This window comes from Nocardioides euryhalodurans (assembly GCF_004564375.1).
GTDB classification, from domain to species: domain Bacteria; phylum Actinomycetota; class Actinomycetes; order Propionibacteriales; family Nocardioidaceae; genus Nocardioides; species Nocardioides euryhalodurans.
This window is the reverse complement of record NZ_CP038267.1, coordinates 36,776-57,552: the sequence shown is the minus strand read 5'-3', so window position 1 is coordinate 57,552 and position 20,777 is coordinate 36,776. Positions and strand designations below refer to the sequence as shown.

General features: G+C 71.6%; 20 protein-coding genes. 4 read left to right on the top strand and 16 right to left on the bottom strand.

Features of this window, described 5'->3' with window-relative positions:
• Positions 1-166: 166 nt before the first annotated feature.
• Genes EXE57_RS00270 through EXE57_RS00260 form a run of 3 tightly spaced genes read right to left on the bottom strand, consistent with a single transcriptional unit; the run spans position 167 to position 2,633 of the window.
• Positions 167-898: an amino acid ABC transporter ATP-binding protein gene (locus EXE57_RS00270; RefSeq protein ID WP_135072921.1), complete on the bottom strand. Its 732-nt coding sequence runs from the start codon at positions 896-898 to the stop codon at positions 167-169.
• On the bottom strand, positions 898-1,797 hold the full coding sequence (locus tag EXE57_RS00265) for an amino acid ABC transporter permease (protein WP_244246920.1): 900 nt from the start codon (positions 1,795-1,797) through the stop codon (positions 898-900). The genes EXE57_RS00270 and EXE57_RS00265 overlap by 1 nt, the downstream gene beginning before the upstream one ends.
• Positions 1,761-2,633 carry an ABC transporter substrate-binding protein gene (locus EXE57_RS00260; RefSeq protein WP_135072919.1) on the bottom strand — a complete coding sequence of 291 codons (873 nt, stop codon included), beginning with the start codon at positions 2,631-2,633 and terminating at the stop codon, positions 1,761-1,763. Before EXE57_RS00260 ends, EXE57_RS00265 begins: the two co-directional genes overlap by 37 nt.
• A 157-nt stretch (positions 2,634-2,790) precedes the next feature.
• Between EXE57_RS00260 and EXE57_RS00255 the strand changes: the two genes are divergently transcribed.
• Complete coding sequence (locus tag EXE57_RS00255) at positions 2,791-4,662, top strand: amino acid permease (RefSeq protein ID WP_135072917.1); 1,872 nt, start codon at positions 2,791-2,793, stop codon at positions 4,660-4,662.
• Between the two features lie 18 nt (positions 4,663-4,680).
• Here EXE57_RS00255 and hisF read toward each other — a convergent pair whose 3' ends face one another.
• From hisF to hisD, 6 genes are all read right to left on the bottom strand, one after another.
• The gene (gene hisF / locus EXE57_RS00250; protein WP_135072915.1) at positions 4,681-5,445 is read right to left on the bottom strand and encodes an imidazole glycerol phosphate synthase subunit HisF; all 765 of its coding nucleotides are present in this window, start codon (positions 5,443-5,445) and stop codon (positions 4,681-4,683) included.
• On the bottom strand, positions 5,442-6,203 hold the full coding sequence (gene priA / locus EXE57_RS00245) for a bifunctional 1-(5-phosphoribosyl)-5-((5-phosphoribosylamino)methylideneamino)imidazole-4-carboxamide isomerase/phosphoribosylanthranilate isomerase PriA (RefSeq protein WP_135072913.1): 762 nt from the start codon (positions 6,201-6,203) through the stop codon (positions 5,442-5,444). Before priA ends, hisF begins: the two co-directional genes overlap by 4 nt.
• A 232-nt stretch (positions 6,204-6,435) precedes the next feature.
• Positions 6,436-7,065 (bottom strand): imidazole glycerol phosphate synthase subunit HisH, encoded by a 630-nt coding sequence (gene hisH, locus EXE57_RS00240; RefSeq protein WP_135072911.1) that lies wholly within the window; start codon positions 7,063-7,065, stop codon positions 6,436-6,438.
• Positions 7,065-7,676, bottom strand: a complete 612-nt coding sequence (gene hisB / locus EXE57_RS00235) for an imidazoleglycerol-phosphate dehydratase HisB (protein ID WP_135072909.1) — start codon at positions 7,674-7,676, stop codon at positions 7,065-7,067. Before hisB ends, hisH begins: the two co-directional genes overlap by 1 nt.
• A complete protein-coding gene (locus tag EXE57_RS00230) occupies positions 7,673-8,773 on the bottom strand; it encodes a histidinol-phosphate transaminase (RefSeq protein WP_135072907.1) in 1,101 nt (366 codons plus the stop codon). Before EXE57_RS00230 ends, hisB begins: the two co-directional genes overlap by 4 nt.
• On the bottom strand, positions 8,770-10,074 hold the full coding sequence (hisD, locus tag EXE57_RS00225; protein ID WP_135072905.1) for a histidinol dehydrogenase: 1,305 nt from the start codon (positions 10,072-10,074) through the stop codon (positions 8,770-8,772). The genes EXE57_RS00230 and hisD overlap by 4 nt, the downstream gene beginning before the upstream one ends.
• 86 nt (positions 10,075-10,160) lie before the next feature.
• On the opposite strand from hisD, the gene EXE57_RS00220 reads away from it, so the two are divergent.
• Both EXE57_RS00220 and ybaK read left to right on the top strand, forming a co-directional pair.
• Positions 10,161-10,826, top strand: coding sequence for an LON peptidase substrate-binding domain-containing protein (locus EXE57_RS00220; protein ID WP_135072903.1), 666 nt, complete (start codon positions 10,161-10,163; stop codon positions 10,824-10,826).
• A 2-nt stretch (positions 10,827-10,828) separates the two neighbouring features.
• On the top strand, positions 10,829-11,341 hold the full coding sequence (gene ybaK, locus EXE57_RS00215; RefSeq protein WP_135072901.1) for a Cys-tRNA(Pro) deacylase: 513 nt from the start codon (positions 10,829-10,831) through the stop codon (positions 11,339-11,341).
• Between the two features lie 4 nt (positions 11,342-11,345).
• Here ybaK and EXE57_RS00210 read toward each other — a convergent pair whose 3' ends face one another.
• From EXE57_RS00210 to dnaE, 3 genes are all read right to left on the bottom strand, one after another.
• Positions 11,346-12,962: a DUF3352 domain-containing protein gene (locus EXE57_RS00210; RefSeq protein WP_167305761.1), complete on the bottom strand. Its 1,617-nt coding sequence runs from the start codon at positions 12,960-12,962 to the stop codon at positions 11,346-11,348.
• Between the two features lie 82 nt (positions 12,963-13,044).
• Positions 13,045-13,599, bottom strand: a complete 555-nt coding sequence (locus tag EXE57_RS00205; RefSeq protein WP_135072897.1) for a hypothetical protein — start codon at positions 13,597-13,599, stop codon at positions 13,045-13,047.
• Positions 13,584-17,117: a DNA polymerase III subunit alpha gene (gene dnaE, locus EXE57_RS00200; protein WP_135080441.1), complete on the bottom strand. Its 3,534-nt coding sequence runs from the start codon at positions 17,115-17,117 to the stop codon at positions 13,584-13,586. Before dnaE ends, EXE57_RS00205 begins: the two co-directional genes overlap by 16 nt.
• 239 nt (positions 17,118-17,356) lie before the next feature.
• Between dnaE and EXE57_RS00195 the strand changes: the two genes are divergently transcribed.
• Positions 17,357-17,752, top strand: a complete 396-nt coding sequence (locus EXE57_RS00195) for a VOC family protein (protein WP_135072895.1) — start codon at positions 17,357-17,359, stop codon at positions 17,750-17,752.
• Positions 17,753-17,757: 5 nt separating this feature from the next.
• Here EXE57_RS00195 and EXE57_RS00190 read toward each other — a convergent pair whose 3' ends face one another.
• The 4 genes from EXE57_RS00190 to EXE57_RS20425 are packed head-to-tail and all read right to left on the bottom strand — an operon-like array spanning position 17,758 to position 20,744.
• Entirely contained in the window at positions 17,758-18,456 is a 699-nt protein-coding gene (locus EXE57_RS00190) for a GNAT family N-acetyltransferase (protein WP_135072893.1), read from the bottom strand.
• Entirely contained in the window at positions 18,446-19,381 is a 936-nt protein-coding gene (locus tag EXE57_RS00185; RefSeq protein WP_135072891.1) for an RluA family pseudouridine synthase, read from the bottom strand. Before EXE57_RS00185 ends, EXE57_RS00190 begins: the two co-directional genes overlap by 11 nt.
• A complete protein-coding gene (lspA, locus tag EXE57_RS00180) occupies positions 19,378-19,938 on the bottom strand; it encodes a signal peptidase II (RefSeq protein ID WP_135072889.1) in 561 nt (186 codons plus the stop codon). Before lspA ends, EXE57_RS00185 begins: the two co-directional genes overlap by 4 nt.
• Entirely contained in the window at positions 19,911-20,744 is an 834-nt protein-coding gene (locus EXE57_RS20425; protein ID WP_135072887.1) for a TraR/DksA family transcriptional regulator, read from the bottom strand. Before EXE57_RS20425 ends, lspA begins: the two co-directional genes overlap by 28 nt.
• Positions 20,745-20,777 lie beyond the last annotated feature (33 nt).

Sequence of the window (20,777 nt, the reverse complement as noted above, 5' to 3'; positions counted from 1 at the left end):
ATCGCGCAACCGCGCGCCCGGACAGGCTATTCCGCAGGACCGACAGGAACCCAATCGGTTGCCGTCGGCAACGACGATCCCGTGTACGGGGGCTTGTGCTGGGCAAGCTCGCCCCGGTCAGCTTCCCCGGTCGCCCGGGGAAACCGACAAGGCCACGACACCCCGATCAGGTCCGAAGCCGCGCCAGGAACGTCCGCGTCCGCTCCTCCCGCGGGGCGCCGAGCACCTCGGCCGGTGTACCGCGCTCGTGGATCACGCCGTCGTGGAGGAAGCAGACCGTGTCGGCCACCTCGCGGGCGAAGCCCATCTCGTGGGTGTTGAGCAGCATGGTCACGCCCTCGGCCTTGAGCTCGCCGAGCAGGTCGAGCACCTCGCCGACGAGCTCGGGGTCGAGCGCGGAGGTCACCTCGTCGAGCAGCATCAGCGCCGGCTGGGCGACCAGAGCCCGGGCGATGGCCACCCGCTGCTGCTGGCCGCCGGAGAGGTCGTCGGGCCTCGCGGTGGCCTTCTCCCGCAGCCCGACCCGGTCCAGCATCGCGAGGCTGCGCTCCTCGGCCTCGTCACGGCCGACGCCGTGCACCTTGACCAGCGCGAGCGTCAGGTTGCCGACCACGGAGAGGTGCGGGAACAGGTTGTAGGCCTGGAAGACCAGGCCCATCCGCGCCCGGACCGCGTCGGCGTCGACCCGCGGGTCGGTGATGTCCTCCCCCTCGAAGGTGATCCTCCCGTCGTCGACGACCTCGAGCAGGTTGGCGCAGCGCAGCAGGGTCGACTTGCCCGACCCGGACGCACCGATCAGCACCACGCACTGGCCGGGCTCGACCACCAGGTCGACGTCGCGCAGCACGACGTTGCGGCCGAAGCTCTTGCGGACGCCCGCCATCTCGAGCAGCGCCATCAGAGCATCCCTCCGGCCCCGTGGAAGCCCTGCTTGCGCGCGAACCAGTCCGTGGCGCGCGCCATCGGGATGGTCAGGCAGATGAAGAGGAACCCGGCCACGACGTACGGCGTGTAGTTGAAGTCCTTCGCCGTCTCGATGCGGGCCGCCTGGATCGCGTCGACCACGCCGAGCACGGCGATCAGGCCGGAGTCCTTCTGCAGCGAGACCAGGTCGTTCATCAGGGGTGGCAGGACGCGACGCCAGGCCTGTGGCAGCACCACGAGGCGAAGGTTCTGGGCATAGCTCAGCCCGAGCGCCCGGCCGGCCAGCCGCTGCGAGGGGTGGACCGACTCGATCCCCGCGCGGAACACCTCCGCGACGTAGGCGGAGTAGGACAGCACCAGCGCCGCGCAGCCCCAGAAGAGGGCCGACCGCGGCAGGCCCGCGAGGTCGAGCGCCGGCCCGCCGAAGCCGAGCAGGAACAGCAGGAGCAGCAGCGGCAGGCCGCGGAACACGTCGACGTACACCGTCCCGAGGAGCCGCAGCGGGAAGGCCACCGGCCCCCGGACGGTCCGCATCACCGCGATCGTGAGGCTGAGCAGCAGGATCAGCACCGCGCAGATCAGCATCACCCGGATGTTGAGCCACAACCCGTCGAGGACGGCGGGGAACGAGTCGACCGCCTTGTCCCAGTCGAAGTAGGTCTCCTGGACCCGCTCCCAGCCCGGGGAGCTGACGACCGCCCACCCCGCCAGCCCGAGCAGCACCGTGGTGCTGGCGAACGCCACCAGCGCGCTGCGCAGCGTCCGCCGGCGCCGGAAGGCGTCGCGCTCCCTCTGGACGGCCGAGGGCTCCCAGGCCGGGGCCGTCGGCTGACCGCTCAGGACAGCTCCGGTGCGCCCTGCTGGGCCAGCCACTCGTCGGCCAGCTCGTCGAGGGTGCCGTCCTCACGGAGCGTGTCGACCGCCTGGCTGACGCAGTCGGTGAGCGGGCTGTCGAGGTCGAGCACCGCCCCGAACTGCTCCACCTCACCGCCGGTCTGCGGCAGCTGGCCGACGATCACGCCGTCGTCGAGCTGCACCGCCGTCATGAAGTACGCCGTCGGAAGGTCGACCACGATGCCGTCGATCTGCCCGTTGTTCAGCGCCTGCACCGCCTGGTCGTTCGTGTCGAACGGCGCCGCCTCCTGGGAGGACTGGATCTGGTCGGTGATGGCGGTGTAGCTGGTGGTGCCGACCTGGGCGCCGAGCTTGGCGTCCTGCAGCTCGTCGACGCTCGAGGCCCCGTCGATGGCACTTCCGGCCGTGGTGACGACCGCCTGCCGGACGTCGTAGTAGCCGCTGGAGAAGTCGACGGCCTGGCGACGCTCCTCGGTGATGGAGACCTGGTTGACGTCGAAGTCGAACTTCTTCTCGCCCGGGCTCACGACCGCGTTGAACGGCACCTTGGCCCACTCGACCTCGTCCTGGGCGAAGCCGAGCTGCTCGGCGATCGCGTAGGCCACGGCCGACTCGTAGCCCTGGCCGTTGCTGGGGTCGTTGTCGACGAACCAGGGCGGGTACGCCGGGTTGTCGGTGGCGATGGTCAGGACACCCTCCGAGTAGGTGTCGAGATTGTCCCGGTCGCAGGCGTCCGCCGACGGCGAGGCGTCGTCCTGGGCCGTGGTCGCCTCGTCGCGCGGGGCGCAGGCGGTGAGCATGAGGGCCACCGCGGTGAGGGTGGCGAGGCCGGTGCCTCGGATGGTCGTGCGCATGCGAGAAGAGTAGGACTCCGCGACGGCGTTCGGGGCCCGGCGCGGCTCCGACGGACGCCCACCCGTCCGGAGGGGTGGTTGCGGCCTCGAGCGTCCGGGGGGAAGACTCGCGAGCTGTGCGGGGCCATCTCGGGTGCCGCAGGCACCGGGAGGCTCCATGACCCACACCGTCGAGCCGGAGGCCTCGGGCTCCCCGTCCCAGACGGGGGAGTTGCGCAAGGGCCTCAAGCAGCGGCACCTGACGATGATCGCCATCGGCGGCGTCATCGGCGCCGGCCTCTTCGTCGGCTCCGGCGCGGTGATCACCGAGGCCGGGCCGGGCGCCTTCCTCACCTACCTGGTCACCGGTGCACTCATCGTCCTGGTGATGCGGATGCTCGGCGAGATGGCCACCGCGAACCCGTCCACCGGGTCGTTCTCCGACTACTCCCGCAAGGCGCTCGGCGGCTGGGCGGGCTTCTCGGTCGCCTGGCTCTACTGGTACTTCTGGGTGATCGTGGTCGGCTTCGAGGCCGTCGCCGGGGCCCAGATCCTCACGTACTGGTTCGACGCGCCGCTGTGGATGCTGTCCCTGGGCCTGATGGTGCTGATGACCGCCACCAACCTCGTCTCCGTCTCCTCCTACGGCGAGTTCGAGTACTGGTTCGCGAGCATCAAGGTCGCGGCGATCATCGTCTTCCTCGTGCTGGGAACCCTGTTCGTCGTCGGCCTCTGGCCGGGACAGAGCTTCGACGTCAGCAACATGACCGCCCACGGCGGGTTCCTCCCCCACGGCATCGGCGCGATCTTCTCCAGCATCGTCGTCGTGGTCTTCTCGATGGTCGGGGCCGAGATCGCCACCGTGGCGGCGGCCGAGTCGCACGACCCGGAGAAGGCGATCGCCCGGGCCACCCAGTCGGTGATCGTGCGGGTGCTGACCTTCTACGTCGGCTCCGCGCTGCTGCTGGTGTGCATCCTGCCGTGGAACGACAACGAGCTCGGGTCCTCCCCGTTCGTCGCCGCGTTCACCGCGATGGGCATCCCGTACGCCGACCACCTGATGAACGCGGTCGTGCTCACCGCGGTCCTCTCCTGCCTCAACTCGGGGCTCTACACCGCCTCCCGGATGCTCTTCGTGCTCGGCGCCCGGCGCGAGGCGCCCATGCGGCTGATCACGGTCAACGGGCGAGGCGTCCCCGTGTGGGCGATCCTCGCGTCGACGGTGGTGGGCTTCCTCAGCGTCATCGCCGCGTACGTCTCGCCGGACACCGTGTTCCTGTTCCTCCTCAACTCCTCCGGCGCGGTCATCCTGTTCGTCTACCTGCTGATCGCCGTGTCCCAGTTCGTGCTGCGCCGCCGCACGGACGAGGCGGAGCTCACCGTGAAGATGTGGCTCTTCCCGTGGCTCACGGGCGTCGCCGCTCTGGGCATCGTCGCGGTGCTGCTGCAGATGGCCTTCAACGCCGACACCCGCTCGCAGCTGCTGCTCAGCCTGCTGTCCTTCGGCGTCGTCCTCGCGCTCTACGGGGTCACCCGGTGGCGCGGCGGCTCGGTGTCGGCCGAGGAGGTCGAGGCGATCGGCACGGGTCGTGCCGCCGACCGGGCGCAGGCCCGCAAGGTGCTGGTGCTCGCCAACCGGACGCTGACCGGCGAGGAGCTGCACGACGCGCTGGAGCAGCTGCCGGGCAGCGGCTCGGCGGACTACTACGTCGTCGTCCCCGCCAACCCGGTCGACACCGGTGAGGCCGACCGGGAGGGCGCGGCGTTCGTGTGGGAGGCGACCACGACCGCTGCCACCCGCCGGCTCGAGCAGACCCTCGAGATGCTGCGCGATCGCGGGCTCACCGTCGACGGCGAGCTCGGGGACTACCGGCCGCTGGTCGCCCTCGACCAGGCGATGCGCCGCTTCCACGCCGACCACGTGGTGATCTCGACCCAGCCCGACGACCACTCCACGTGGTTGCGCCACGACCTCGTGGCCAGGGCGAGGGAACGCCTGGACGTCCCGGTCCACCACGTCGTGGTCCGCGAGCCCGACCCGCGGGGCTGACGCGGCTCGCCGGATGTCCTAGGCACGCACCGGGTGACCGGCCGCGGCGAGCGCCTGCTTGACGTCGGCGATCCGCAGCGTGCCGAAGTGGAAGACCGTGGCAGCCAGGACGGCGCCGGCGCCGGCGTCGACGGCCGGTGCGAAGTGCTCGAGACGGCCCGCTCCCCCGCTGGCGATCACGGGGATCGACACCACGCGGCGGACGGCGGCGATCAGGTCGAGGTCGAAGCCGTCGGTCGTGCCGTCGGCGTCCATGGCGTTGAGCAGGATCTCGCCTGCGCCGAGGTCCGCGGCCCGGCGGGCCCACTCGACGGCGTCGAGCCCGGTCGACGTACGACCACCGTGGGTGGTGACCTCGAAGCCGGAGTCGGTGTCGGGGGCGCGACGGGCGTCGACGGAGAGCACCAGCACCTGGTTGCCGAACCGGTCGGCGATCTCGGCGACGAGCTCGGGCCGGCGGATGGCCGCGGTGTTGACGGCGATCTTGTCGGCACCCGCGCGCAGCAGCCGGTCCACGTCGGCGACGCTGCCGATCCCGCCGCCCACCGTCAGCGGGATGAAGACCTCCTCGGCGCAGCGGGAGACCATCTCCATGGTCGTCGCGCGGCCCTCGTGGGAGGCGGAGATGTCGAGGAAGGTGAGCTCGTCGGCCCCTTCGGCGTCGTAGAGCTTCGCGAGGGCCACCGGGTCACCGGCGTCGCGGAGGTCCTGGAAGTTGACACCCTTGACGACCCGGCCACCGTCGACGTCGAGGCAGGGGATGACCCGGACGGCCAGGGTCATGCGCGCGTCCCCCGGGTCAGGGCGAGCGCCTGCTCGAGCGTGAACCGGCCCTCGTAGAGCGCGGTGCCGATGATGGCGCCCTCCACGCCCTGGCCGACCAGGCCTTGCAGCGCCTCGAGGTCGGAGAGCTCGGTGATGCCGCCACTCGCCACGACGGGTCGTTCGGTGGCCGCGCACACGTCGGCCAGCAGCTGCAGGTTGGGCCCCTCGAGCATGCCGTCCTTGTTGACGTCGGTGACGACGTAGCGGGCACAGCCCTCGGCGTCGAGACGCGCCAGGACGTCGTAGAGGTCGCCGCCGTCGCGGGTCCAGCCGCGGGCCGCGAGGGTCCGACCACGGACGTCGAGGCCGACCGCGACCCGGTCGCCGTACTCCGCGATCGCGGCGGCGCACCACTCCGGCTGCTCGAGAGCGGCGGTGCCGATGTTGACCCGCCGACACCCGGTCGCCATCGCGGCCGCGAGCGACTCGTCGTCACGAATCCCGCCGCTCATCTCGACCCGGATGTCGAGGGCGCCCACGATCTGGGCCTGCAGCTCGCGGTTGTGGCCGCGCCCGAAGGCGGCGTCGAGGTCGACGAGGTGGATCCACTCCGCCCCGGCGTCCTGCCAGCGCATCGCCGCCTCGACCGGGTCGCCGAACCGCTTCTCCGAGCCGGCCACCCCCTGCACCAGCTGCACCGCCTGGCCCCCGGCGATGTCGACGGCGGGCAGCAGCTCGAGGCTCTGTCCTGAGCCTGTCGAAGGGAAGTCGCTCACGGGACGAGGGTAGTGACCGTCGGGGCGGTGGGGCCGCCTGGGGTTTCCCCGGTCGACCGGGGAACCCCGGGGTTCGTCACCCAGGCAACGGGCACGAACCCCAGAGACTCGCGGACGAACCTCGGGCTGGGCCGGTACACCTGTCGCCTGCCGCCGGCGCCCCGGTCGACCTGGTGTGCGAGTCGCGCGCCTGGAGGGGGAGGCATCGGCCGCAAGCGTCGGTCGCGACCCGTCACAGCGACAAGACCCAGTTGCGCAGCAGCGCGGCTCCGGCGTCCCCGGACTTCTCGGGGTGGAACTGGGTGGCGGTGAGCGGGCCGTTCTCGACGGCGGCGACGAAGCGGTCACCGCCGTGCTCGGCCCAGGTCACGAGCGGGGCGCGGGTGCGGTCGTTGGTCTCGAGCACCCAGTCGCGGACGCCGTAGGAGTGCACGAAGTAGAAGTGCTCGTCCTCGATGCCGGCGAACAGCGCGGTCCCGTCTGGTGCCTCGACGGTGTTCCAGCCCATGTGCGGGACGACCGGTGCCTGCAGCCGCTCGACCACGCCGGGCCACTCGTGGCAGCCCTCGGTCTCGACGCCGTGCTCGACGCCGCGGGCGAAGAGGACCTGCATGCCGACGCAGATCCCGAGCACCGGACGGCCACCGGCCAGCCGCCGGCCGATCATCCGGTCGCCCTTGACCCCGCGCAGACCGGCCATGCAGGCGGCGTACGCCCCGACGCCGGGGACCACGAGCCCGTCAGCGGCGAGGCCGGCCTGGAAGTCGGCGGTGAGCGTCACGTCGGCGCCGGCACGCTCGAGCGCGCGGACGGCGGAGCGGAGGTTGCCGGACCCGTAGTCGAGGACGACGACGTCCGGCACTACAGCGCACCCTTGGTCGAGGGGATCCCCGTCTCGCGCGGGTCCAGCGCCACGGCGTCGCGGAAGGCGCGTGCGAAGGCCTTGAACTGCGTCTCGACCAGGTGGTGCGGGTCGCGACCGGCGAGCACCCTCACGTGCAGCGCCAGGTGGGCGTGGAAGGCGAGGGTCTCGAAGACGTGGCGGGTCAGGGAGCCGGAGTAGCCGGGGCCGGTGTCGCCACCGATGACGACGTACGCCTGTCCCTCGGGCTCGCCGGTGTGGACGCAGTACGGCCGGCCGGACACGTCGACCACGGCCTGCACCAGCGCCTCGTCGAGCGGCACCGTGGCATCGCCGAAGCGGCGGATGCCAGCCTTGTCGCCGAGGGCCTCGCGGATCGCCTGGCCGAGCACGATCGCGGTGTCCTCGACGGTGTGGTGGGCGTCGATGTGGGTGTCGCCCTGGCTCTGGACGACGAGGTCGACCAGCGCGTGCCGGGCGAAGGCGATGAGCATGTGGTCGTAGAACCCGACGCCGGTGGACACGTCGTGGCGCCCCGATCCGTCGAGGTCGAGCTCGACGTGGACCTTGGACTCGCTGGTCTGCCGGTCCACGGTGGCGGTGCGCGTCATGACATCTCCTTCATCACCTCGGTGAGTGCCGTCCGGAATTGTCCCATCTCCGCGGGGGTGCCCATGGACACCCGCAACCATCCGGACGGACCGGTCTCCCGGATCAGCACGCCACGGTCGACCAGCGCCTGCCAGACCGCGTGCCGGTCGTCGAAGGTGCCGAAGAGCGCGAAGTTGGCGTCGCTGTCGGCGACGGTGAGCCCCTGCTCGCGCAGCCAGGCGACCGTCCGGTCACGCTCGGCCCTGAGCTCGTCGACCTGCGCGAGCAGCTCGTCGGTGTGGCGCAGCGCCGACAGCGCGGTCGCCTGCGTCACGGCCGAGAGGTGGTACGGCAGCCGGACGACCCGGATCGCGTCGCAGATCGCAGGGTCGGCGGCGAGGTAGCCGAGCCGGGCGCCGGCCAGGGCGAACGCCTTGCTCATCGTGCGTGTCACGACCAGGTTGTGGTGGTCGGGCAGCAGCTCGAGGGCGCTGGGGGTGCCGGCGCGGCGGAACTCGCCGTACGCCTCGTCGACGACGACCAGCCCGTCCCCCGCGGCCTCGCAGAGCAGGCCGACCGCCTCGGGCGGGAGCGCGGTGCCGGTCGGGTTGTTCGGGCTCGGCAGCAGCACCACCGACGGTCGCCGCTCGAGCACCAGGTCGCGGGCGTGGTCGAGGTCGAGGGTGAAGTCCTCCTCGCGGTGCCCGACGACCCACTCGGTGAGGGTGTCACGGGCGTACTCGGGATACATCGAGTACGTCGGCGCGAAGCTCAGAGCCACCCGACCCGGCCCGCCGAAGGCCTGCAGCAGCTGCAGCATCACCTCGTTGGAGCCGTTGGCCGCCCAGACGTGGGCCGGGGTCAGGTCGCGGCCACCGTCCTGGCCCAGGTAGGCGGCCAGGGCGGCGCGGAGCTCCACGAACTCCCGGTCGGGGTAGCGGTTCAGACCGGCTGCCGCCTCGCCCGCGGCCCGCGCGATGTCGGCTACGCACGCGGCGCTCGGCGGATAGGGGTTCTCGTTGACGTTGAGCTGGACGGGTGCCTGCTCGAGGGAGAGCTGGGGCGCGCCGTACGGCGCCAGGCCCCGCAGCTCCTCCCGCAGGGGAGGCCACGTCATGACTGCTCGTCCAGCCGGATCGCCACCGCGCGGCCGTGGGCCGGCAGGTCCTCGGCCTCGGCGAGGACCCCGACGTGGCCGGCGACCTCCGCCAGGGCTGCGCGGGAGTAGTCGACGACGTGCACCGACTTCAGGAACGCCCGGACCGAGAGCCCGCTGGAGTGGCAGGCGCAGCCCGCGGTGGGGAGCACGTGGTTGGAGCCGGCGCAGTAGTCGCCGAGGCTGACCGGGGCGTACGGGCCCACGAAGATCGCGCCGGCGTTGCGCACCCGGGCCGCCACGGCCACCGCGTCGCGGGTGTGGATCTCGAGGTGCTCGGCGGCGTAGGCGTCGACGACCGCCACGCCCTGGTCGACGTCGTCGACGAGGACGATCCCGGACTGCTGCCCGCCGAGGGCGGTGCTGATCCGCTCGGTGTGCCGGGTCTCGTGGACCTGCTTCTCGAGCTCGACGACGACCTCGTCGGCGAGCCGCTCGGAGTCGGTCACCAGCACGCTGGCGGCGGCCGGGTCGTGCTCGGCCTGGCTGATCAGGTCCGCCGCGACGTACGCCGGGTCGGCGGTGTCGTCGGCGAGGATCGCGATCTCGGTGGTGCCGGCCTCGGAGTCGATGCCGACCACGCCGCGCAGCAGCCGCTTGGCGGCGGCGACGTAGATGTTGCCCGGGCCGGTGACGAGGTCGACCGGCCGGCAGGGGCCTGCGCCGTAGCCGAACATCGCGATGGCCTGGGCGCCGCCGACGGCGTAGACCTCGTCGACGCCGAGCAGGGCGCAGGCGGCCATGATCGTGGGCTCCGGCAGACCGCCGTGGTCCTTCTGGGGCGGGCTGGCCAGGGCGATCGAACCGACGCCGGCGACCTGGGCGGGGACCACGTTCATGACGACGCTCGAGACCAGCGGCGCGAGTCCGCCGGGGACGTAGAGGCCGACCCGGCCCATCGGAACCTTGCGGTGGGTCACCACGGCGCCGGTGGCGAGCTCGGTGGTGACGTCGTGCTCGAGCTCGGCCTCGCAGGTGGCGCGGAGCCGGCGGACCGACTCCTCCAGCGCAGACCGGACGGTCCGGTCGAGCTCGTCGAGAGCGGTCTGCAGCGCCTCGCGCGGCACGACGACGTCGTCGGCGACCACGCCGTCGAACTGCGCGCCGTACTCGAGGACCGCCTCGACGCCCCGCGTGCGGACCGCCTCGACGACCGGCCGGATCAGATGGGTCGCGGCCTCGACGTCGAGCTCCGCGCGGGGCACGACGGCGCGGTAGTCGGCAGGGGCGGAGGCGCCCCGCAGGTCGATGCGACGGATCATGCCCCGATTCTAGGTTCGGGGCGGGACACGGCCGACATCCCCGTCGTACGCCGGGACGGGCCGCGGGGAGGGCCTAGAGTCGAACCGTGAGCGACACGCTGCCGATGTTCCCGCTGGGGACGGTGCTGTTCCCGGGCGTCAGCATGCCGCTGCACGTCTTCGAGGACCGTTACCGGGCGCTGGTCCACCACCTGCTGCGGGTCTCCGACCCGGTCGAGCGGGTCTTCGGCTCCGTGGCGATCCGGGAGGGCTACGAGGTCGGCGACCACGGCAACCAGTCGCTCTACCGGGTCGGCTGCCGGATCCGGATGACCGACGTCGAGGCTCACCCCGACGGCAGCTTCGACCTCGTGGCCGTGGGGCTCGACCGCTTCCAGCTCGACAGGCTGGAGACCGGCGGCCCCTACCCCGTCGGTCACGTGACCGCCCGCCCCGAGCCGCCGCCGGACGTGCCGGAGGACGTCACCGACGCCGCCCGGGCGATGTTCACCGCCTACCGGGCCGCGCTCACGGCGATCCGGGGCGACATCGAGCCGACCGAGCTGCCGCGCGACCCGTCCTACCTCTCCTGGGCGCTCGCCGCCCTGGCCCCCCTCCCCATGCCCGACCGCCAGTCGCTCCTGGAGGCCGAGGACGCCACGACCCGGCTGGTCCTGGTCACCGACCTGCTGCGCGCCGAGCTCCGGGCGATGAACGTCATCCCCTCGCTGCCGGCCACCGAGGTGGCCCGGACCCGCTGGTCCCCCAACTGACGATGGCGCGCAAACGGGCCGGGGGGACGCCGGCGACGGTCGCGCTGGACCGGGCCGGGACCGACTACACGCTGCGCGCCTACGAGCACGACCCGCGCGCGGAGTCGTACGGGCTGGAGGCCGCGCAGGCGCTCGGCGTCGACCCCGCCCGGGTCTTCAAGACCCTGCTCGCGAGCCTCGACCTGTCGGCCGACCCGGGTCGAGGCGGCCAGCTGGTGGTCGCGGTGGTCCCGGTCTCGGGGCAGCTGGACCTCAAGGCCCTCGCGCGAGCCCTCGGCGGCAGCAGGGCCGTGATGGCGGAGGTCGCCGCGGCGGAGCGGGCGACCGGGTACGTCGCCGGCGGCATCTCCCCCGTGGGCCAGAAGCGGCAGCACCCGACCGTCGTGGACGTCTCGGCCTTCGACCACGACACCGTGCTCGTGTCGGCCGGGCGCCGCGGCCTCGACCTGGAGATCAGACCGGCCGACCTGGTCACGATCACCGGAGCGATCGTGGACCGGGTCGGCCGGGACTGAGCCGTCAGTCGGTCGTGAGCTTCAGCAGGCCGTGGGAGACCTCGTCGTCCTGCCAGACGCTGAACCCCAGCGAGTCCAGGGGCTCGGTGTTGGCCGCGGCCTGGTCGTCGCCGGCCGTCAGGCCGGACAGCCAGTCACCGGCGTCGAAGTTGACGAACAGCACGACCGAGGAGCTGTCGGCCTCGGGGACCACGCGCTGGAACGCCTCGGAGTCACCGAGCCCGCCGTCGGCGAGCAGGTCGGAGCGGTAGTCGGCGTTGGGGCCCACCGCCACGGTGTCGTCGTCGGCGTCGGAGCCGAGGACCTGCTCGAAACCGGGCCCGAAGGTGGTCGTGAGCTGGTCGAGCACCCGCTGCACCTCGGCGGCGTCACCGTCGACCTTGATGCCGACCGGGACGTCGCTGCCGTCGGAGGAGTTCGCCAGCGCCTCGGCGGAGAAGTCGCCGCCGAGGGCGATCGCCGTCGAGTCACCCAGCAGGGCCTCGAGGTCCTCGGGGAGCGACAGGCCCGTCATCTGCTCGGCCTGGGCGACGAGCTGCTCGGGGTCCATCTGGCCGCCGGACATCGACGACATCTGGTCGAGCAGCTTCTGACCCCACCCGTCCGGGAGAGCCATGCCGAAGGCTGCGGCGGTGTCGGCCGGCAGCGACGTGACCGTGTCGACGCCCTCCGCGTCGGACTCGAGCACCCCGGTCGCCGCAACGCCGCCGACGAACTCGAGCTCCGCCGCGCCGTCGGCGAAGCGGACGGTGGCCGCAGCGCCCGGGAACTCCTCGAGCTGCGCCGTGAGCTCCTCGGGGACGGCGCCCTGCGGGCCCATCCCGCCGGGCATCCCGCCCTGTGCCATGCCAGCGAGGTCGGAGGCCATCAGGTCGGCCATGAGCGGGCCGGCCTCGGGGGCGGCGTACATCGTGATGACACCCTCGTCACCGACCTCCGCCATCCAGTCCTGGTAGTCGCTGTCGTCGGCGAGGGTGCCCTCGGCCGCAGCGTCGGTGACCTGCTGGGCGATCTCGTCGGTCTCGGCCGCCACGGCCCAGTCACCCTCGATCGACCAGCCGCCCTCCTCGGAGCCGCAGCCCTCGCGGACGGCGGTCAGGCCCTCCTCGGCGGCCGCAGCGTCGCTGATCTCGGCGACGAAGACGGGCGAGGGCTGCTCCTCACCGGTGTCGACGGCCGCGACCGCGAAGGCGTTGCCGAGCCACGGCTCGACGTCGTCGGCGTAGGAGACGGAGTCGCAGTCGGTGAGCGCCTCCTCGAAGATCTTGCGGCGCAGGTCGTCGTCGGCGGCGAGGCCGAGCTCCTCCTTGATCGCCGGGAACTTGTTGAGGGTCCGCACGGCCTCGATCTTCTGCGACCCGCTCGGGTCGAGGTCGATGCTGGCGTAGCCGAGGGTGCCGGCCGGGAGCGCCTCGGCCGGCTGGGCGCCGCTGCCGAGGAAGCTCATCGCGGCCCAGGTGCCGGCCCCCGCGAGGGCCAGCACGGCGACCGCGCCGCCCGCGACCAGCGCCGTACGGCGGCCGCCGCCACCGCTCGACGAGCGGGGTGCGGGCTCACCGCCGCCCTGCTCGAGGTATTCAGGCCCGCCGGGGCCCTCCGGCGGCGGAGTGGTCGTGGACACGTGGTTCCCCCTGTGTGGTCGTGCTCGTCCGAGATGGATGGGCGCGCGAACGCCCCGCGGCCGAGTCGTCGGCGCCCCCAGCCTAACCGCCGTCGCCGACCGCCGTCGGTGCAACAGGCGGTCTGGGAGAGACGCAGATCAGGATCGTGCACAGCCCTGCCAGCGCGCCGATCGGGATCGCGACGAAGGGGCTCCAGCCCGACACCGCCAGGGTCCCGGGAAGCGTTGTCCCGTTGGCGGCGCGGGCGGCCAGCGGCTGCGGGTCGGGCGGCGCACCGACCTGGCCGACCACCAGCATCAGCCACGCCGCGAGCGCCGAGCCCACGACCACGAGCGCCAGGGTGACCAGCGGGCGGCGGGCGAGGACCAGGCCGCTCGTGACGCCCAGGGGCAGCCCGGTGACGACGCCGACGAGGACGTAGAGACCGGTCGCGGGGAAGACCTCGGTCAGCCCCGCGGCGTCGGGGTACCAGACCCCGTCGAGCACGACCCCGGACGGCGGGCTCCACAGCCAGTGCCACACCAGGCCCGCGACCGCTCCGCCGGCCGCGAAGAGCGCGAGCAGGAGCACCGCCTCACGGACCGGGCTCGTGGCGTCGACACGGTCGGACGGGCGAGTGGTCAGCTCGCCAGGCACCCGGGCCCCAGCAGCTGCTTGAGGTCGGCGAACAGTGCCGGGGTCGGCGTCACCCGCAGCCGGTCGTCGAGGCGCAGCACGGTCGTGGACGCGCGCGACATCAGTCGCAGCTGCACCTCGGTGACGCCCGGGTGGGTGCCGAGGACGTCCTTGAGCTGCTCGACGACCGGACCGGTGCACCGCGTGGCGGGTAGGCTGATCACGACCGGCCCGGCCGGGCCGTCGCTGAGGTCGGGGAGGCTGACCTCCTGGCCGTGGATCTCGGGCTGGTCCTTGCTCCGGGAGAGCCGGCCCTTGACGGTGATGATCGCGTCCTCGTTGAGCAGGGTGCTGGCCAGCTGGTAGGCGCTCGGGAAGAGCAGCACGTCGATCGCACCGTCGAGGTCCTCGAGGGTCACCATCGCCCAGTTGTCGCCACGCTTGGTGATCTTGCGCTGCACCGAGGTGACCAGGCCGCTGACGGTGATCGGCGACCCGTCGGCACGCTCCTCGTCGAGCATGAGCTGCCCGATGCTGCAGTCGCTGCTGGTCGACAGCAGGTGCTCGAGGCCGAGCAGCGGGTGGTCGGAGACGTAGAGGCCGAGCATCTCGCGCTCGTGCCCGAGGAGGGTCATCTTGTCCCACTCCTCCAGGTCGGGGATCGAGACCGAGATCCCCCAGCCGGTGCCGCCACCGTCGTCGCCCCCGTCGAGGCCGGCGAAGAGCGAGTCCTGGCCGATCGCCTCGTTGCGCTTGATGTCGACGTACTGGTCGACGGCGGTCTCGTGGACGGCGACCAGTGCTCGCCGCAGGTGCTTCATGTCGTCGAAGGCCCCGGCCTTGACCAGCGACTCGATGACCCGCTTGTTGCAGACGAGCGCGGGGACCTTGCCCATGAAGTCGTTGAAGTCGAGGTAGCGGCCCTGCTCCTCGCGCGCGGCGACGATCTGGCTGACGACGTTGGCGCCGACGTTGCGGATCGCGGTGAGGCCGAAGCGGATGTCGTGGCCCACCGGCGTGAAGGTCGCCTGCGACTCGTTGACGTCGGGCGGCAGCACCTGGATCTTCATCCGGCGGCACTCGTTGAGGTAGATCGCCATCTTGTCCTTGTCATCCTTGACGGACGTCAGGAGCGCGGCCATGTACTCGGCCGGGTAGTTGGCCTTGAGGTAGGCCGTCCAGTAGGACACCAGGCCGTAGGCGGCCGAGTGGGCCTTGTTGAAGGCGTAGTCGGAGAAGGGCAGCAGGATGTCCCAGAGCGTCTTGACCGCCGCCATGGAGTAGCCGCGCTCGGTCATGCCCCCGGAGAAGCCGGCGAACTGCTTGTCCAGCTCCTCCTTCTTCTTCTTGCCCATCGCCCGGCGCAGGATGTCGGCCTGTCCGAGGCTGTAGCCCGCGAGCTTCTGGGCGATGGCCATGACCTGCTCCTGGTAGACGATCAGGCCGTAGGTCTCCCCCAGGATCTCCTCGAGCGGCTCCGCGAGCTCGGGGTGGATCGCCTCCACCGGCTCGCGACCGGTCTTGCGGCGGGCGTACTTGTTGTGGGAGTCGGCTCCCATCGGACCGGGGCGGTAGAGCGCACCGACCGCGGAGATGTCCTCGAAGGTGTCGGGGCGCATCGAGCGCAGCAGTGCCCGCATCGGGCCGCCGTCGAGCTGGAAGACACCGAGGGTGTCACCGCGGGCGAGCAGGGCGTACGTCGCCGGGTCGGTGAGCTCGAGCTCCTCGAGGACCACGGTCTCGCCACGGTTGATCTGGATGTTGCGCAGCGCGTCGTCGAGGACGGTGAGGTTGCGCAGCCCCAGGAAGTCCATCTTGATCAGGCCGAGGCGCTCGCAGGTCGGGTAGTCGAACTGCGTGATGATCGCGCCGTCCTGCGGGCGCTTCATCAGTGGGATGACGTCGAGCAGCGGCGCCCGCGACATGATCACGCCGGCGGCGTGGACGCCCCACTGGCGCTTGAGGCCCTCGATGCCGATGGCGGTGTCGACCACCGTCTTGACGTCGCCGTCGCCGTCGTAGAGGGCCCGGAACTCGCCACCCTCGCCGAAGCGCTTGTGGCCGGCGTCGAAGAGGTCCTTGAGCGGGACGTCCTTGCCCATCACCGCGGCCGGCATCGCCTTGGTGATCCGGTCGCCCATCGCGAAGGGGTAGCCCAGGATCCGGGAGGAGTCCTTGACGGCTTGCTTGGCCTTGATGGTGCCGTAGGTGACGATGTAGGAGACCCGGTCGTCGCCGTACTTGTCGGTGACGTAGCGGATCACCTCACCGCGCCGACGCTCGTCGAAGTCGATGTCGAAGTCGGGCATCGAGACGCGGTCGGGGTTGAGGAACCGCTCGAAGATCAGGCCGTGCTTCAACGGGTCGAGGTCGGTGATCCGCATCGCGTAGGCGACCATCGACCCGGCACCCGATCCGCGACCCGGGCCGACCCGGATGCCGTTGTCCTTGGCCCAGTTGATGAAGTCGGCGACCACGAGGAAGTAGCCCGGGAACCCCATCTGGGTGATGACGCCGATCTCGAACTCGGCCTGCTTGCGGACCTCGTCGGGGATGCCGGTGGGGTAGCGGACGTGGAGCCCCTTCTCGACCTCCTTGACCAGCCAGGAGGTCTCGTCCTCGCCCTCGGGGACCGGGAACTGCGGCATGTAGGTGCCGTTGCCCTCGGTGAACTCGACCTCGCACCGCTGGGCGATGAGGAGGGTGTTGTCGCAGGCCTCGGGGAGGTCGCGCCACAGGTCGCGCATCTCGGCCGCGGACTTGATGTAGTAGCCGTCGCCGTCGAACTTGAAGCGCTTGGGGTCGCTCATCACGCTGCCCGAGGAGACGCACAGCAGGTGCTCCTGGGAGGGGGCGTCCTCGCGCAGGACGTAGTGGGAGTCGTTGGTCGCGATCGGCGGGATGCCGAGGTCCTTGCTCAGCTTGAGCAGGTCGTCGCGGACGCGGCGCTCGATCGAGAGCCCGTGGTCCATCAGCTCGAGGAAGTAGCTGTCCTTCCCGAGGATGTCCTGGAAGTCGGCAGCCGCCTGCCGCGCCTTGGCGTAGTCGCCGATGCGCAGCCAGGTCTGGACCTCCCCGGACGGGCAGCCGGTGGTCGCGATCAGGCCGGAGGAGTACTCCGAGAGGAGCTCACGGTCGGCCCGCGGCTGGTAGAAGAACCCCTCCATGCTCGCCCGGCTGCTGAGCCGGAAGAGGTTGTGCATGCCCTGCGTGGACTCCGCGAGCAGCGTCATGTGGGTGTAGGAGCCCGAGCCTGAGACGTCGTCGTCACCGCCGTTGTTCCAGCGGACCCGCTTCTTGTCGTAGCGGGAGGTGTTGGGCGTGAAGTACGCCTCCATGCCGATGATCGGCTTCACCCCGTGGGCCTTCGCCTTGGACCAGAACTCGTAGGCGCCGAAGACGTTGCCGTGGTCGGTCATGGCGATCGAGTCCATGCCCAGCTCGGCCGTGCGCTTGAAGAGGTCGTCCAGCCGCGCGGCCCCGTCGAGCATGGAGTACTCGGTGTGGACGTGGAGGTGGGCGAAGGAGTCGGACGACATCGGTGGCGGTGCCACTCCCCTCAGGGTCGGACGGGCGTGCTGCGTCGGACGACCGGCAGGTGGCCGGCGGCCCTGGTGTGGGTGCTGCTGGGGGAAGGATCAGAAGCCTACGGCAGCCTCCGGACCGATGATGACAGGACGCTCCGACAGGTCCGATGACGCCCGTTGACGCCACCCCGGGACCGGAGTTGGCTGACCCCGTACGGCGGTCCGCGTCGTACGCGTGGAGGGGAGATGCGATGTCCGGCAGGGTGGTGCACTTCGAGATCCCGTACGACGACGGCGACCGTGCCCGCGGGTTCTACAGCGACGTCTTCGGTTGGCAGGCGATGCCGGTGCCGGAGATGGACTACACGATGGTCATGACCGGTCCCAGCGACGAGCAGACCGGCCCCACGGAGCCCGGGTTCATCAACGGCGGCATGTTCGCGCGCAGCGAGCAGTTCCCCGGCAAGGCTCCCAACCTGGTGGTCGACGTGGAGAGCATCGACGAGGCCCTCGCCAAGGTCACCGACGCCGGCGGCGCGGTCGTCTCCGGGCGGATGGCGGTCGGCGACATGGGCTTCGCCGGCTACTTCACCGACACCGAGGGCAACCTGATCGGGCTGTGGGAGAACCCCCCGGGGGAGGGATAGTCCGATCAGGGCGAGGCGTCCAGGCTCTCGCTGATGATCACGTGCATGATCCGGGCCAGCCGGTCCTCGCCGAGCTCGGGGACGCTCCCGGCGAGCCGGGCCACGATCTCGCGCTCACGCTCGGGGTCGCGGGTGCGGTCGGGCTTGTACGTCTGGACCACCCGGGTCAGCGCCACCCGGCGGGCCAGCAGGTCGCCGAGCTGGTCGTCGACCTCGTCGATCAGGCTGCGGAGGAACACCAGCGGCTCCCGCCCGGGCCAGACCATGCGTACGTCGGGGGCGCGCTCCGCGTTGGTCGACCCGTCGGTCCGCTCGAGCTCGACGAGGCCGTGCCGCCCGTAGAACCGGCGGGCGCCGAGGTTGGTCTCGAAGACCCACAGGCAGAAGCCCTCGGGCCGCTCGGCCTTGGCCACGTCGATCAGGGCCGCTCCGACTCCGTGGCCGGTCTCCCCCGGTCCGAGGAACAGGTCGTCGAGCCAGTTGCCGGTGAGGACCAGGTAGCCGACCGCGCGACCGTCGCGCTCGGCGACCCAGCCGGTGCTGTCGCCCTCCAGACGACCACGCATCCAGCGGTGCGCGGCATCACGCGGGTGCACCATCGGGGGCATGCTCCCGATGTTGGCGAGCCGGCTGTCGACGTGGAGATCGGCCATCGCGGGAGCGTCCGCGACGGTGGCCGGCCGGAGGAGCAGGTCAGTCGGCATCTCGGATCACGTCGAGCGCGTGCTGGAGGTCGTCGGGGTAGGTCGACTCGTAGGAGACGTAGTCCCCCGTGTCGGGATGCTCGAAGCCGAGCCGCATCGCGTGGAGCCACTGGCGCTGCAGGCCGACCCGCTTGGTCAGGACCGGGTCGGCGCCGTAGGTGAGGTCGCCGACGCAGGGGTGCTTGAGGGCCTGCATGTGGACCCGGATCTGGTGCGTCCGACCGGTCTCGAGCGTGATCTCGAGCAGGCTCGCGAAGCGGTGCGCCTCGAGGGTCTCGTAGTGGGTGACGCTGTGGCGGCCGTCGGCCATCACCGCGAACTTGTAGTCGTGCTTGGGGTGGCGCCCGATCGGCGCGTCCACCGTCCCCTCCAGCGGGTCCGGGTGCCCCTGCACGAGCGCGTGGTAGGTCTTGTCGACGGTGCGGTGCCGGAAGGCGTTCTTGAGCACGGAGTAGGCGCGCTCGGACTTGCAGATCACCATCACGCCCGACGTCCCGACGTCGAGGCGCTGCACGATCCCCTGCCGCTCCGAGGCGCCGCTGGTCGCGATCCGGAAGCCCGCGCCGGCCAGGTGACCCACCACCGTCGGACCGGACCAGCCCGGGGAGGGGTGGACGGCCACGCCCACGGGCTTGTCGATCACGACGATCGACTCGTCGTCGTGGACGATCCTGATGCCCTCGACGATGCCGGGGACGACCGCCAGCGGGTCGGACTGGACGGGGATGCTGACCTCGAGGAGGGTCCCCGGCTCGACCCGGTGGCTCTTGGCCACGCTGTGTCCGTCGACGAGGACGTGCCCCTCGGAGATCAGGTCGGCGGCACGGCTGCGGGAGAGCCCGAACAGGCGCGCGAGCGCGGCGTCGACGCGCTCCCCGTCGAGGCCCTCCGGGACCGTCAGGGTCCGCTGGTCGGCCTGGGTCACTGCTCCGTGGCCCTCTCCCGGGTGCCGTCGAGGGCGATCCCCCGGATGGCCTGGATCACGATCAGCCCGGCGGCGATGTTGATGCAGATGTCGGCGATGTTGAAGACCGGCCAGTTCGGGACCATGAACATGTCCACGACGTGGCCGCGCATCGGCCCCGGGTCGCGCACCAGACGGTCGGTGAGGTTGCCGGCGACCCCGCCGAGCAGCAGCCCGAGGGCCACGCCCCAGACCATGCTCCCGACCCGCCGGGACAGCCACAGCACCACGACCACGGCTGTGATCGCCAGGCAGCTCAGCGCCACGGTGTAGCTCGTGCCGAGGCTGAAGGCGGCGCCGGGGTTGAAGGTCAGGTGGAGCACGAACCAGTCGCCCAGGACCGGGACGTCGCCGTCGGCGAGCCGCCGGACGGCCAGCTGCTTGGTCACGACGTCGACGGCGTACGCGGTGAGGGCGACGGCGAAGAGCACCCACCTGATCCGCGACGAGCCGCCCGTGGGGCGGCTCGTGCCGGTGGTCGTGTCGTCGCTCAGCGACGTTCCTCGCGCTGCTTGCATGTCAGGCACAGTGTCGCACGCGGGAACGCCATGACCCTCATCTTGCCGATGGGGTTGCCGCAGGACTCACAGACGCCGTAGGTGCCGTCGGCGATCCGCCCCAGCGCCCGGTCGATCTGGGCCAGCTTCTCCCGCTCGTTGTTGACCACCGTGAGCTCGTGGTCGCGCTCGAAGCTGGTGGCGCCCATGTCCGCCTGGTCGTGCCCGGCGCCGTCGCCGGCGTCACGCATCAGCCCGGCGAGCTCCTCCTCCTGCGAGGCGAGCGTGGCGACCACCTTCTCGCGGTGCTCGGTCAGCTCGGCGCGGACCTCCTTGATCTCCGCCTTGGTCCAGGCGCTCTCGCCCTCCTTGACCGCAAGAGCGCCGACCGTGGGCGGCGCGGACCTCTTGGCCGGGGCCTTCTTCGCAGCAGCCTTCTTCGCGGGCGCAGCCTTCTTCGCGGGCGCCGCCTTCTTCGCGGGTGCCGCCTTCTTCGCGGGCGCCGCCTTCTTCGCCGGCGCGGCCTTCGTGGCGGGCGCCTTCTTCGCGGGCGCCGCCTTCTTCGCGGCTGACTTCGTGGCGGGCGCGGCCTTCTTCGCCGGCGCGGCCTTCGTGGCGGGCGCCTTCTTCGCGGGCGCCGCCTTCTTCGCGGGCGCCGCCTTCTTCGCGGGCGGCGCGGTCTTGGTGGCTGACTTCCTGGCCGCAGCCTTGGCAGGGGCGGCCTTCCCGGTGGTGGTCGCGGCCTCCGCGGACGCCGGCGTACGCCGGATCGCCTTGCGCGCGGCGGAGACGGCGTTCCCGGCGAGCTTCCTCGTGCTGCGAGCCATGTCTGGGGGGCCTCCCTCGAGCCGGGCTGACGC